This window comes from Streptococcus infantis (assembly GCF_047464415.1).
GTDB lineage: Bacteria > Bacillota > Bacilli > Lactobacillales > Streptococcaceae > Streptococcus > Streptococcus infantis_AE.
The window spans coordinates 1-12957 of the sequence record NZ_JASHBX010000001.1 but is presented as its reverse complement, the minus strand read 5'-3'; the positions used below and the strand labels follow the sequence as shown (position 1 = coordinate 12957).

The following is a 12957-nucleotide window of genomic DNA, read 5'->3' as shown; positions in this document are numbered from 1 at the left end:
AGTTTTATCTCCCTTTAACAATTACAACTATAACAGAAATAAAAATTGCAAACAATAGCTTTTGTCTATGTGGCAGACATGATAGACTATGTGGTCAGAATTTTTCTAAAAAAGAAGCCATTGCTGACTTCTTTTCATTCATTTTTCATTTTTCTTTAGACTCTAAAGCTGATTTGATGGCATCACGGTCAACTTTCAATTTCGTTAAATTTTTCTCTTCAGATTCTAATTGACTCGTATCTGGTTTAACACGATAGTAAACATTTTCTGGATGCATCAACATTCCTTCATATTGTTGTCCTGCAAAGAGTCTATCCTCAGCGTGATTGGAATTGTCTGTTATTTTACCATCACCACCAGGTTCCATGACAACAGCACTTGGTACAACGACTACCACAAACCCTCCCGCCTGAGAACCTTTTGCCCAAGCACCAAGGGCTACTGTTTCTGGGTTGCGATCATTCTGACTTTTTGATACTTTCAATTCAACAATAGACTCATGCTTTTGATCATTGTATATCCAAGAAGATTGGACTTCCCCTGAATCATTAATGATATATTCATTACCAGACTGTGTCCGCCAAGTACCCTCTAAACTTGATAAATCATTATTTCTGAGGGCTTCAATATCTAATTTGGGAACAGAAGCTTCTTTTTTTAATTGACTAACATGCTGCTCCGATTCTGAGATCTTGGTATCCAAATCAGCCAATTGCTCCTTTAGCTTTTGAATTTCCTCTTCCTTTAACTTATCCTTATCGTCCTCTTTCTCCTGACTTCTTGTCGTCTCTTCAGTCTTAGATGAGAAAGTAGTTTGATTTGCTTCTTGCTTAAGATTAGGTGAATTTAAAAAGATGCTAGCAACAATGATTATAACTAGAGCTGTTATGGCAAGACCGATATACATTTTTATATTTTTAGTTGTAGAAGAGGCTTCTGCCAATCTCGATGCAGTTGCTTTTCGACCATGGGTCTTATCTACTTGTTTTATCCGTTCTTTCTTTTTCATGATACTCCTCCTCATTTTGATGAGTATTGATGATTCTAATCAGCTATTGTAGTTTTACTCTTTCTAATGCCGATCTATAATATTTGTATAAAGGTAATCTATCACATAGATTATACCACTCTTCAAATACAGATAAAAAATTTTATAGAAACTTTTTTGAATATTATTAAAGAGTAAATCAATCTAATCTACTTTATTCAATCTTCCCTTTTGGGTCAAAATTTGGTCATGATTTGGTCAAAAAGACAAAAAATACTAAATTATTTTTAACAATGAACTTGAGAAAATTGCCTTCAAATAAACATTTTGAATTTTCTTTGTCTTTCTTTACATTTCTAAAAATGCCGATTGCAGAGTTGCCAAAGATTCCCGCAACTTTTTTTTAAAATACAAATTTAACAAAATATATTTCTAAATCGCCTTCATATTCAATTTCAGTATCAAATTCTGAACCAACTTCCAATTCATTTAATTGATCTGAATAATCATTTAAAAAATCTCTTAAAAAATAATTCAATTTTGGTTTTAGAAATTGAGTACAGAATTATAATAACTCACATTTTTTATTTCCATTTTCTATCTCCTAATCATTAAAAAATACATCAACATCTTCTTTTCTTCTAAAATCAAGTTTTACAACTTCTAATTTTTCTTCGACCAAATTTTGAATATCTTTCTTTGCTTGCTCTACTTCTTCTTTTGAATATTCATCTAAAGCAAGTTTAAAAGGAATACTTCTAGTCAAAACACTTTGCTTCAAAAACAACTTTACAGCAGTTGTCATATCTAAACCCAATTCATTAAAGAGCGCAGTTGCTTCTTTTTTAATTGATCGTCAACTCTTACAGCAATTTGTGGCATAGTTTTCCACTTTATATCTTGTATATCTATTGTATCACTTATAGAAAGACAATTAAATTTTTTATACTCTTTAAACACAAAATAAAATAGACCAACTTCCTGATCTATTTTATTATATATTTACTAAACAAATATTTTATACAGAAACTAAAAATTTATTCGTTTAAAAAGTATATTATTAACTATTAAAAATATACTTTATCTACAATCTTTACACCATGATTGATTCCGAATAGTTCCATCTCCCATATTTCTATAACCAAAATCACTTAACGGTTTCTCAATTCCACAATTTGGACATATCCTAGTCGGTTCACTTCCATTATAACCACTAGATTGAATAATAACTTCTTGATCATTTCCAAACATAATCAACGCTCCTTATTTTTATATATTTACTAAATTAAAAATCCAGTTTAGCCAACCTATAACAGAAGTCGCTCTCCTTGAAGCTACATCTATACTACATACATTATATTCCAATTCAAGTTCAACTACTCTACCTTTATCTGGAATCATACCTGTTTCTATAATTTCTCCAAATAAATCTCTAAAAATTCTATGAGATAAAATTAACTTGACTAATTCTAACTGTCTTTCTTTATAACTCTTTTTATAAACAGCCACACCAACATTAGTCAAGCCGTATTTTGTAACTTTATCTTCTTTTATTCTTTGAAATAGACCTAAATATTTGCCAGCATTAAAATAATATTCTTTTTGGCGAATTGTAAACTTCATCAATTCAATAATTTCTTCACTTGTCATTGGATTGTCATACATATTTTCTAACAAAGAAACTATTCTTTCAAAGTTATCAGCCTGTATAAATGGAACACTGCTTTCACCATTCATATTATCACTAATAACTTCAATATCCTCAATGCTATCATAGACATCTTTTATTTCATCTAACGTAATAGAAGTATCTTCTAAAGAATAATTTTTAGTCCTAACTAATTCTATTGAAGAATAATTCCACTTCTCTTTAAAACGATATTCCATTAAACGAAAAATTTTATTTGTATAAATAGAAAATATCAAACGTACAGGTTTATCAACCTTACTTTCCCACAACCTATACGGATAATAAAGCTGGCGAATATGAAAATCCTCATGTAGAACATTTTTTGCTTCTAGGATCACAACACAATGATTCGATTCAAAACCACCATCAATTTCTATTTGCGTCCTATCAACATCTACTTTTAGTGGAATCTTCCTTTTTGTATCAACTTTAAAATCAAATTTTCCTGATGACATTCTACCATTGAAAGTACCATATAAAATATCATCTACATCAAGTTCAAGAAAATCTTCTAATATTCCAGAAATCTGTAATACATTTATCGCATTTGCTTCAGAAGTAATATTATCAACATCAATAGTTTGCAGGTCAGGTAATTCAACTTTTGCCATATTTTTTACATGCTCCACCACTTTAGGCAGTTTTTCATACAGCAAAAAATCACTTAAAATATACGAACTTCGACTATCAGGTAAAATGTTAATCTTATTATTTTTTAGACTGCTTGGCAACTGTTCTGAACTATCCCATTTTGCCATCAATCTAGGCTCTTTTACTTCTTTTATTTGTAAAGCAGAAATCTTAAAAAAACCATTATTCAATATTTCTGTTAAAATATCATACTTATCAATTAACACTTGCCAAGCGTCTGAAACGTTTATTTTGCCCATAACCTACTCTTTTTCGTAATTATAAATTAAAACCTCAGCAATTTCTCCTCTGCCATCTGCCTGACTATTTATACTTCGTCTTGCTTGCACAAGTTCAATAGTAAATACATCTTCATCAGCATACAATTCTAAAATTTCAGGAGAATATGAATTAGATTGTAAAAATTTAACTCCTTTTTTATGGAGTTTTAAACACTCATCTCTAAGTTCTACTTGTTTCTCATAGTCAAAACCATGTTCTGTATAACCTGTAAAACTAGAAGAAGTTGAAATAGGCATATAAGGAGGATCAAAATAAACAAATGCACCCCTTCTTAACCTTTTTAATGCTTCTTTATAATCACCAGTTAAAAATTTAACATTCGCTGAATTAAAATAATTTGAAATAGCTCTAATTGTCACTTCATTCACGATAGAAGGATTCTTATACTTTCCATAAGGTGTATTAAAAAAACCTGCTCTATTAACTCTAAATAAACCATTATAACAAGTTTTATTCAAATAAATAATTCGTCCAGCTTTTTCCACATCTGACATATTCTCATAATCTTCACTTCGATCTAAAGAACGAACTTCATAAAAATATTCTTCAGAATGTAATTCTTTATGCCTTTTTAAAACTTCTATTAAACCATCCGGATTATCTTTTATCACTTGATAAACATTCATCAATTCTTGATTATAGTCATTGATAATCGCCTTCTTTGGTTGAAGATGAAATAATATTGCACCACCACCAATAAAAGGCTCTACATAAGTAGAAATCCTTCTTGGTATTAAAGGTTCAATATCCGAAATTAACTGTCTTTTTCCACCTACCCATTTAAGAACAGGGGCAACAAGTCTATTTTTTTTCATTTTTTATATAACCTCATTATCTTTTAATTATATCATATTTCAACTAAATCTTTCATTCAGTACATTCTCAAATACTAAAAATGACAAAGTAAAAAATACAAAACAAAATAGACCAGCTTCTGTACTGATCCATTTTATTTATCTATTTTAAAATTCTGATTTTGAAATTTGCATGAGTGCATTCTCAAACTCAACTTTCAAACGATTTTGGCCTACTCCACCAGCTTGAAATTCTTCAGAAATAAGTTGAATATGTTTATGTTTAAAAATATTTTTTATACCCTTAAAGATACTTACAAAAAACTCCTCATCTAATCTTCCTTGTTCTATACCAAAATTATAAAATTTTCCAAAAGCCTTCATTAACGCTAAATATCCAGTTGTTTTGGTTAAAATATAGTCATTTGAATTCCACTCTTTTTCAAAAACCACACTCACAGCAGTAAAATAATTTTTAAGGATTTTCAAAATTATATCATCTTTCTCATTTATAAAGAGATTTCGTAGTGGTAATTTCTCATCTTGTAATAATTCATCACCATTTTTAATACGAATCATATCTTCCTGAGGGTTTTTTGAAATTAATTCAACCAATCCTTTTACAAAAGTCCCTTGAGATAAAGTGTTTAATCCGTGTTCTTTTTTTCCCAACATCTTCAACTTTTGATAGAAAGGGTATGTGTTTTTAGAATTCATAATTCTAGCTATATAGTGGCAAGTTTTTAATGGACTTCTTTTTGTGCTAAGTTCAAATAAATCATAGATTAAAGATTTGTCAACTTTTGTTTGATTACTATTTATTGTAGAAAAAACATATGCTTTCTCCTCTTCAGTTAAATCAAACATTAATACAACAACTAATTCACAACTAAATCCAGTCTGATTATTTGCTTTACTAATACCACCGACTCGATGTTGTCCATCAATTATCTCGAAAATGTAATTGTCATCTTCATACTCGATGAGAGTATCATCATTCTTCAGACTACAAATTGAAGAATCAACTGCTAATATTATTGGTGTAGGGAAAGTAGCATCCGGATCCTTACAATATGATTCTATTTCCATTTCCCTTTTAATAGATATATCTCTTTGAACTCCTTCTTTATCATAACCTCTACGACGTACAAAAGAACTTTGTATTAAATCATTAGAATTAATTTTACCAATGAAAAATGTGCCTATAGGTTGAGTAATCTCTATTACTTTTATTTCTTTTTTCATTATAATTTCACTTCCTTCCCTGTTATGTCATCCTTATATTCATTAATTTCTTCATTTTTTTTACCTAAATTTTCTATTTCTTTTTTTTCTGTTTTCAAATAATCTTCATAATTGTTAGGGTATTGTATGAGTCTATTTAAACAATAATAAAATAAAGCAATATAAATTGAAAATACAAAAATGCCAACTTGAATCCAAGGATTATCTCTGTATATACCTGCATATAACAGTAGAGATGCAATAAGTATAAAAGTTATAAACAATATTATCCACAAAAGATAACTATTTATTGAAGTTTTACCTATAATTGGTATCAATTTTTCATTCTCTAGCTTCGCCTCATTTAGTTTTTTATTTGCTTCTACCTTCTTATCTTCCGAGACTAGATAAATAATTGCATCAGAAAAAACTGTAATTATCAATGTAATTGAAAAAATATAGATATTTCCATGTTGAAATGTATCCTGAATAGGTTCTCCAATCAAAAATTGTGAAACAGCTGTAAATAAAGCTCCTAATAAAGTAGTAAATACCCAACAAAATAAAATTTTCTCTTTCATTATAACTATAAATGGTAATTTCAAAATATTACTATGCTTCTTTTTATCCATATTTATTGTTTCTCCCTAACTAAATTTAATACTACATAGTTGATTTAAATTCTACACTTAATAAATATTTATGTTAGCTACTATTATATCAAAAAATGTAGAAGCTTTAAAGAAGAATATTATTATATTTTTTAATACCAAATATAGAATACAAAATAAAATAGACCAGCTTCCTGATCCATTTTATTCTATATTCATTAACTCAAATCTATTTTTTGGTTAAAATTTGGTCAAAATTTGGTCAAAAAAATTAAAAATGCTAAATTATTTTTAACAATGAACTTGAGAAAATTGCCTTCAAATAAACATTTTGAATTTTCTTTGTCTTTCTTTACATTACTAAAAATGCCGATTGCAGGGATCGAACCTGTGACCTTCGCGTTACGAATGCGGTGCTCTACCAACTGAGCTAAATCGGCGGTTCCACTTATAGTATAGCACTATAAGGAAGGATGTCAAGGGATTCTTAACCCATCTTTTTAATCAAAATCTGGCAAGGATTTTGAGGTCCCCAAAGTTGTGGAAAAATCTCTAATTTTTTAAAGCCAAGACTGCGATAAAAGACATTTGTTCGATCATAATCTTTATTAGAGCCTTCTGCTACTGTTTTCACTTGTAAATAATCAACGTTTTTGCGTGCTTCACTTTCTAAAGTAGCAAGCAATTGACTCCAAATTCCTCTACCTTGATGAGCTTTTTTTACACCGAGACAATCAATCTCAGCGCAATCTTCACTAGAATAGGACAAGCTCACAAAGCCAAGCAAATCACTCTCCTGAAAGGCGGCCCACACTTGCAAGTCCTTGGCTCCTTCTATGTAGGCTTGCGTACTTTCTGGTATTCCAAACCATTCTGGCAAATCCTTTAATACCTCAGCGACAGTTGTCATTTTTTGATCTTCATACTTGACTTCTTTAATTACAAACACCATAAGTTCCTTTCTTGATTTTAGTCCTACTTTTCCTCTTATGAACCAGCACTTTCGTAGGCGTCTAACCCCCTGTCCCAAAGTTTTAGAGAGATGCAAAAGAAGATAAGAGAAATCAGAATCAAACCACCAATATTAAAGAAGACATCCTTGTCCTGCAAGAAATAGCTGGCAGGATAGTAGGCCGTAAAGGCGAAAGGCACAATGAAGCTAATCAACCATCGAAGAAATGAATTGTAAATAGAAATAGGATACTTGGCAAAATCATTAAACATATAGAAAATGTAAATCATGGCACCTGACTGCTTGGTCCAAAAAGCGATGCTGGCTGTCGCGATTTTCAAGGAAGTATAAATCAAGGTCGCAAAGGGAATACAAACTAGGAAAAGCAGAAACTTAGGAAGAGTCCAAGCAATGCTAGTCGCCGTTGTTGCTAGTAAGATTCCACCGACCAAAAGTTCACCCAAGGCATCAATCTGAAAGGTCTCAACGAGGATGTGAAAGAGAGGATTGATAGGACGAGTCAGATACTTGTCAAACTCCCCTTTTCGAACTAGTCGTTGACCTAAAGCCCAGAGATTGTCAAAAAAGAGATGATCTAATCCCTTTGGAATTAAGGAAAATCCATAGATAAAGGCAATTTCTTGAAAGGTCCAACCTTCTAGCGAGGGGATGTGTTGAAAGATGACATTGAGAAACAAGAGGTTCAGGCCTTGAGTGAGAAAGACTCCCAAGACACCAACCACAAAATCAACCTTGTATTCCATGATTTGTTTGATGTACTGTCTGATAAAAATCAGATGCATGCGTTGATATTTTTTCATCCTAACCTCCCTGAATGGTGATAAATGACTGGACTCGTTTCCAAATCAACTGAGACAAGCCCACCATCACTATAAGCCAGAAAAACTGAAGCAAAAGTGCTTGAAAAATCTGACTGGTATCGTATTTCCCAACAATAATCATGACTGGAGTGTAAATCAAGGACGAGAAAGGTAAGAAGGACAGAATATTTGAAATGACCTTTGGAAAGAAAGCCAAGGGAATCAAACTTCCTGACATAAAGGATACTAGTGAAGCTTTGAATACTTGAGAACCCCATAGATTTTTAAATATAAAGGCTGAAAATCCAAAACAGATATTAAAGAAAAAGTTAATCAGATATGCCAGTGCTAAGCTAAAGAGATAAAGGACAGTTAATCCCAGCACTTCTACAATTCCTTGTCCAGATAAGATTTTCATCAAGACAATAACGCTTAAAAACGGCAGGCCAACAGAGATGAAAATCAACCACTTTGACCCAAGCTCAGTGAAAAGATAAGAGGCTGCAAAATGCACTGGTCGCAATAAGCGCATGATAATGGAACCATCCTTGACCTCATCACCTATCATAAAGGAGCTATCTGACTCAGTTAATAAATTAGTCACAAAACTCATGATGATGTAAAGGGTGATATCTGCCATGCTGAATCCCTGAATCAAAGGCTCCTGCGAGGAATCAAAGACTGCCTTCCAGAGATAAAAGGCCACAAAAGCTCCCATGACATCGCCAATCCGATAGAGCAGAAAATTGACTCGATAGGTAATCAACTCCTGAATCCCTGCATTGATAAAGGGTTTATAACGTCTCCACAATTTGACCATCTTAGAGCTCCTTTCGGTAGAAGCGACGGATAATATCCTCAATATCCGTATCCACCATCTTCAAATCGCGGATGTCAAAATCAGACAGGGTTTGCTTGATAATGTCCGCCGACTGGTAGCGGGAACTATCAAATTCAATAGTCAGGTTATTTCCTTGTCTATCAATGGACATATCCGAAAATCCTTCATAGTGAGAGACGAGATGACTTTGACCTGGCACCAGTTCAAAGGAGAGAGTCTTCATCTTGCCAAAGGTCTCCTTGAGCTGGCTAACCGTTCCATCAAAAATTTCCTGCCCCTTGTCAATCATGAAAATCCGATCACAGAGTTGCTCAATATCACTCAAATCATGAGTAGTCAAGAGAATAGTTGTCTCTTCCTCCTGATTGATCTGAGTAATGGCCCGACGAATGTTATCCTTGACCGAAACGTCCAAACCAATGGTCGGCTCATCTAAAAAGAGAACTTTGGGATTGTGAAGCAAGGAAGCCGCAATATCCGCCCGCATCCGTTGACCCAGTGAAAGAGTCCGCACGGGATCCTTGATAAATTCCTTCAAATCCAAGACTTCATTCAAAAAGTCCATACGCTTATGGAAGAGCGAGTCTGGCACATCATAAATCTCTTTTAAAACCGTGTAGGTCTCTTGCAGAGCCAAATCCCACCATAGCTGGGTGCGTTGCCCAAAGACTACGCCAATATCCTTGACATAATCTTGGCGATTATCCTGGGGAATCTTGCCGTTAATCCGACAAAAACCAGATGTCGGTTTTAAAATCCCTGTCAGCATTTTGATGGTGGTTGACTTTCCAGCACCATTTGCCCCGATAAAGCCTAGAATCTGCCCTTTGGGCACCTCAAAGGTCAAATCTTTGACCGCTTCAAAGGTCTGCTTTTCAGGATAAATAAAGGAGCGCAAAGCTCCCTTTAATCCCGGTTCCTTAACAGTCTTCACAAAATTTTTCTGAAGATGTTCCACTTCTATCATTGCCATAAATCTCTCCCTAGCGCAAGGAATAGCAACATTGTGCTTTTGACTACAAATATTCTAAATCCTTACTTTCTACACCTTCTACATTTTATTCTTACAGAAGGATTTATACCAACCTATTATAATCCAATAAAAAAAGGAATGCAAGCGTTTGCTTATAGATTATGAAATTAGAGATTTCTCTCTTAAAATAATATTTTTAAACAAAAATTATGTTTAATAGTTTCCTTAAAACACCCAAAAAACCTGCCTTCTTTTTCAACATAAGGAAAGAAAGCCCTAATAACACCCTATTATAGTGCAAATGTCTACGGAAAACAATTGTTAATTTATATCGAAAATTTTTAACTCTAAGAAAAGATAAAAAGGTGATGCTGCATCACCTCCCTCTACCAAGTTAAGTCTTCAATCATGCTTCTTACTTGTGAATCAAGGGTCTTATCCTTCTTCAGTTCTCCAACTAAAGTCTGAATCTGCCGGACTAGATTTGGATCATTGTCATTATAGCATCGATGAAGCATCCAGATGTTATGCACAGTTGGACTTTTTAGAACTGACTCCATCAATAATTCCTCATAGCCTTGATGATAAAATCGCTCCACGAAGTGAACCAACTCACCTGGAGCTCCAAAATCTACTTCTGGATGCTTGGAAATAAAGTCTAAAATGGGGGCAACCAAATCAAAGGGTTGATCATAAAGCTCCATAGCATCCATAATCTCATCTGCCAACTCAAATTCTTGGTCTTCAGTAATTGCATCTTGCAAAGCAACTAAAATCTCATCTCTAGTAAGCATCTGATTCTCCTTTTTCACTTTTCCATATCATATTTGTCTTCGAACTTTTTCTTCACTTATCAAACCTTGTTCGTAAGTAGTTTTCCAACTCTTTTTGGGGTAAAACACTAGGAAGCTCCAACACATACTCATATCCTTCATCACAAAAGAAAACCTTCTCTTCAGCTGGAAACCATTTCCGAAGCCAGATGATGTAGGAGGCATAATCTTGTAACCTGTTCGTTGAATCAAAGTAATCAATCACAAAAACATTTTTCTTGCTACTCAAAGAACTTTCCAAAGTAAGCTGAGGATTTTGATAATCCCAAGAAAGCGAGTAAGCTTTTTTAGGATTCGTCCTTTCTCTGATCAAAATACCTGGGAATTTTTCTCTCAAAGCAGTACAAAAGTCTTGTAAATCTAGGAATATGGGGTCTTTACTCTCAATAAAGACAAAATCAGCAGTACTCATCAGTCTCTCTCCTTCTTTTTAAAACTGAAAACAGACCTTAACCATCAATGGCAAAATTCTCCAGACCCTCAAATGCCTGCCCCTGATAGTCAAAAGAAAAGATATGAATATCATCAAAAGTTTGATCGCAAAAAGTAACTGTTTGTCTTTCTGACTCGATGATGGGTTTACCCAATTTTTCAGTAGCTTCTTCATCTGTGAAATACCCATAAAATTCTTGTAAATGAGGCAGTATAAATGCAAGAATACGAGATTTGTTTTTATGGTAATTGGCTGCAAGCAACTGAGCCTCCACCTCAAAATTTCCACTTGATTTTTCTTCCCAAGCTACAAGAACATCATCTACTTCATGTATGTAAGCTTGCAAGGACTGATCGAATATCATGGCTATCTTTCCTTTCAAAGGTTGATTACAAAGCTGGTTTTATCCCAAAATCAACTAGATAACTAGTTCCATCTTCATTATATCACTTTTTAAATAAGATTGAGAAGGGTTGGAAATGAAAAAACCCACCCTTACGGGCAGGTTTCTATTTTATATGGTTAAGCTAGATTAAGCTTTACCTTCTTGAGCCTACTGAGTAGTGTCATATATTTTTAAAAATCTTTAGCTATGATTTTATATAAAGTGACATAAAATAGAATATAATCTGACTAAATACGTATATATCAATCGGATTTGTTTCCGATTTCAAACAGTAATCTATCCAAGCTACTTGATTGATGTAACACTCTCAGGACGGTAACTGTATCCTTATCAAAACGATAAAACACTGAATAATTTTTTACTAGCAGTCGTCTAACTTTAATATCTAAACTGAGTAATTCTTCTACAATAGCACATCTTTCAGGAAATATTTTTAAGGTTTGAATCCCTTCTGCAATAGCTTCAAAGTGATTCATAGCAGTTTTCGGCGATTGAAGTTCATCTGCAATATAATGATAAATTGCTTCCATATCACTTTCAGCTCTTTTTAAAATATTAATGGTTATTTTAGTCATGCATTCTGTTCCTTAAATTCTTTAAAGAATTCATTGACAGATCGAACCTGACCGTTTTCTGCTTCATGATAAGCTTCAACCATCATTTGTCCAAATTGTTCAGCTGTCATTTCCTCTACATTCACTGATGAAGGTGCGTCTGGTAATGTAATATCAAAAGGAATTCTCTTCGTTAATGATACCTGCTTCAATAATAGTGTAACTAATGTTGACATTGGTATCCCAAGCTGCTTCAAAACCTGTTCAGCTGATTGTTTATCTAATTCATCAACTCGAACACTAATTGTAGCTGTTTTTCCCATTCATATCACCTCATTTACGATTTGTACTGTAATTGTACAGCAATTTGCATTACTTGTCAATTAATACTCAATGAAAATCAAAGAGCAAACTAGGAAACTAGTCGCAGGCTGTACTTGAGTACGGCAAGGCGACGTTGACGAGGTTTGAATTTGATTTTCAAAGAGTATAAATGTTTTCTGAAAACAAAATACCACTATTACATTGTTTAAAGATTAGCCATCAAAAAAGTGGTTATTCAGAAAACTATTGATCATGTAGCGCTCTCGTAATCCTAACCCCTAGAAGTTTCAAAAACTTACTGGTTTATTGAATGTTGCGGATATAGAAACTTAAATTATAAGAAAAGTCTCATTTTTTAAAAAACGAAGTCGAATTTTTTATCCCAACATCATTGAAAACTTTCCTGTGTGACTTTTGATTTACATTCATTCTCACAAGTCTATAAAACATTAAAGGCTCTATAATATTTGTAGTGGGTAAATCCCCTATGGATCTTATGGAGCCTATTTTTGTGTAGAAAAAAAGTCCCATAAGATCTATAATGAAAAGCGACCAAACCATCATTAGAAAGAATCATATG

At 33.0% G+C, this 12957-nt stretch carries 15 protein-coding genes, 1 tRNA gene and 1 pseudogene; all 17 read right to left on the bottom strand.

Going from position 1 to position 12957, the window contains the following annotated elements; genetic code table 11:
• Positions 1-145 precede the first annotated feature (145 nt).
• Positions 146-1009: a DUF6287 domain-containing protein gene (locus QM460_RS00085; RefSeq protein ID WP_414288697.1), complete on the bottom strand. Its 864-nt coding sequence runs from the start codon at positions 1007-1009 to the stop codon at positions 146-148.
• 583 nt (positions 1010-1592) lie between these two features.
• Positions 1593-1870 (bottom strand): annotated as a pseudogene (locus tag QM460_RS00080) (type II toxin-antitoxin system RelB/DinJ family antitoxin).
• Between the two features lie 198 nt (positions 1871-2068).
• The gene (locus QM460_RS00075; protein ID WP_414288695.1) at positions 2069-2239 is read right to left on the bottom strand and encodes a hypothetical protein; all 171 of its coding nucleotides are present in this window, start codon (positions 2237-2239) and stop codon (positions 2069-2071) included.
• A gap of 18 nt (positions 2240-2257) precedes the next feature.
• Complete coding sequence (locus QM460_RS00070) at positions 2258-3568, bottom strand: type II restriction enzyme (RefSeq protein WP_414288694.1); 1311 nt, start codon at positions 3566-3568, stop codon at positions 2258-2260.
• 3 nt (positions 3569-3571) lie between these two features.
• The gene (locus QM460_RS00065; RefSeq protein ID WP_414288692.1) at positions 3572-4426 is read right to left on the bottom strand and encodes a DNA adenine methylase; all 855 of its coding nucleotides are present in this window, start codon (positions 4424-4426) and stop codon (positions 3572-3574) included.
• Between the two features lie 147 nt (positions 4427-4573).
• Positions 4574-5650 (bottom strand): DGQHR domain-containing protein, encoded by a 1077-nt coding sequence (locus QM460_RS00060; RefSeq protein ID WP_414288691.1) that lies wholly within the window; start codon positions 5648-5650, stop codon positions 4574-4576.
• Complete coding sequence (locus QM460_RS00055; protein WP_414288690.1) at positions 5650-6261, bottom strand: hypothetical protein; 612 nt, start codon at positions 6259-6261, stop codon at positions 5650-5652. The genes QM460_RS00060 and QM460_RS00055 overlap by 1 nt, the downstream gene beginning before the upstream one ends.
• A gap of 346 nt (positions 6262-6607) precedes the next feature.
• Positions 6608-6680, bottom strand: a tRNA-Thr gene (locus QM460_RS00050).
• A gap of 47 nt (positions 6681-6727) precedes the next feature.
• Positions 6728-7189 (bottom strand): GNAT family N-acetyltransferase, encoded by a 462-nt coding sequence (locus QM460_RS00045; protein ID WP_414288939.1) that lies wholly within the window; start codon positions 7187-7189, stop codon positions 6728-6730.
• Between the two features lie 38 nt (positions 7190-7227).
• The gene (locus tag QM460_RS00040; protein ID WP_414288689.1) at positions 7228-8013 is read right to left on the bottom strand and encodes an ABC transporter permease; all 786 of its coding nucleotides are present in this window, start codon (positions 8011-8013) and stop codon (positions 7228-7230) included.
• 1 nt (position 8014) lies between these two features.
• Positions 8015-8833, bottom strand: coding sequence for an ABC transporter permease (locus QM460_RS00035; RefSeq protein WP_414288688.1), 819 nt, complete (start codon positions 8831-8833; stop codon positions 8015-8017).
• Between the two features lies 1 nt (position 8834).
• Entirely contained in the window at positions 8835-9827 is a 993-nt protein-coding gene (locus tag QM460_RS00030) for an ABC transporter ATP-binding protein (protein ID WP_414288687.1), read from the bottom strand.
• Between the two features lie 386 nt (positions 9828-10213).
• Positions 10214-10621 carry a hypothetical protein gene (locus tag QM460_RS00025; RefSeq protein ID WP_414288686.1) on the bottom strand — a complete coding sequence of 136 codons (408 nt, stop codon included), beginning with the start codon at positions 10619-10621 and terminating at the stop codon, positions 10214-10216.
• 52 nt (positions 10622-10673) lie between these two features.
• Positions 10674-11072, bottom strand: coding sequence for a hypothetical protein (locus QM460_RS00020; RefSeq protein WP_414288685.1), 399 nt, complete (start codon positions 11070-11072; stop codon positions 10674-10676).
• Between the two features lie 37 nt (positions 11073-11109).
• Complete coding sequence (locus tag QM460_RS00015) at positions 11110-11457, bottom strand: hypothetical protein (protein ID WP_414288684.1); 348 nt, start codon at positions 11455-11457, stop codon at positions 11110-11112.
• Between the two features lie 284 nt (positions 11458-11741).
• Positions 11742-12074, bottom strand: a complete 333-nt coding sequence (locus QM460_RS00010; protein WP_414288683.1) for a type II toxin-antitoxin system RelE/ParE family toxin — start codon at positions 12072-12074, stop codon at positions 11742-11744.
• A complete protein-coding gene (locus tag QM460_RS00005; RefSeq protein ID WP_414288681.1) occupies positions 12071-12376 on the bottom strand; it encodes a type II toxin-antitoxin system RelB/DinJ family antitoxin in 306 nt (101 codons plus the stop codon). The genes QM460_RS00010 and QM460_RS00005 overlap by 4 nt, the downstream gene beginning before the upstream one ends.
• Positions 12377-12957 lie beyond the last annotated feature (581 nt).

What these genes read in the sequence shown, in the direction of transcription:
- QM460_RS00085 (WP_414288697.1), bottom strand. Translation starts at nt 1,009, where the DNA reads ATGAAAAAGAAAGAACGGATAAAACAAGTAGATAAGACCCATGGTCGA.
- QM460_RS00075 (WP_414288695.1), bottom strand. Translation starts at nt 2,239, where the DNA reads ATGTTTGGAAATGATCAAGAAGTTATTATTCAATCTAGTGGTTATAAT.
- QM460_RS00070 (WP_414288694.1), bottom strand. Translation starts at nt 3,568, where the DNA reads ATGGGCAAAATAAACGTTTCAGACGCTTGGCAAGTGTTAATTGATAAG.
- QM460_RS00065 (WP_414288692.1), bottom strand. Translation starts at nt 4,426, where the DNA reads ATGAAAAAAAATAGACTTGTTGCCCCTGTTCTTAAATGGGTAGGTGGA.
- QM460_RS00060 (WP_414288691.1), bottom strand. Translation starts at nt 5,650, where the DNA reads ATGAAAAAAGAAATAAAAGTAATAGAGATTACTCAACCTATAGGCACA.
- QM460_RS00055 (WP_414288690.1), bottom strand. Translation starts at nt 6,261, where the DNA reads ATGGATAAAAAGAAGCATAGTAATATTTTGAAATTACCATTTATAGTT.
- QM460_RS00040 (WP_414288689.1), bottom strand. Translation starts at nt 8,013, where the DNA reads ATGAAAAAATATCAACGCATGCATCTGATTTTTATCAGACAGTACATC.
- QM460_RS00035 (WP_414288688.1), bottom strand. Translation starts at nt 8,833, where the DNA reads ATGGTCAAATTGTGGAGACGTTATAAACCCTTTATCAATGCAGGGATT.
- QM460_RS00030 (WP_414288687.1), bottom strand. Translation starts at nt 9,827, where the DNA reads ATGGCAATGATAGAAGTGGAACATCTTCAGAAAAATTTTGTGAAGACT.
- QM460_RS00025 (WP_414288686.1), bottom strand. Translation starts at nt 10,621, where the DNA reads ATGCTTACTAGAGATGAGATTTTAGTTGCTTTGCAAGATGCAATTACT.
- QM460_RS00020 (WP_414288685.1), bottom strand. Translation starts at nt 11,072, where the DNA reads ATGAGTACTGCTGATTTTGTCTTTATTGAGAGTAAAGACCCCATATTC.
- QM460_RS00015 (WP_414288684.1), bottom strand. Translation starts at nt 11,457, where the DNA reads ATGATATTCGATCAGTCCTTGCAAGCTTACATACATGAAGTAGATGAT.
- QM460_RS00010 (WP_414288683.1), bottom strand. Translation starts at nt 12,074, where the DNA reads ATGACTAAAATAACCATTAATATTTTAAAAAGAGCTGAAAGTGATATG.
- QM460_RS00005 (WP_414288681.1), bottom strand. Translation starts at nt 12,376, where the DNA reads ATGGGAAAAACAGCTACAATTAGTGTTCGAGTTGATGAATTAGATAAA.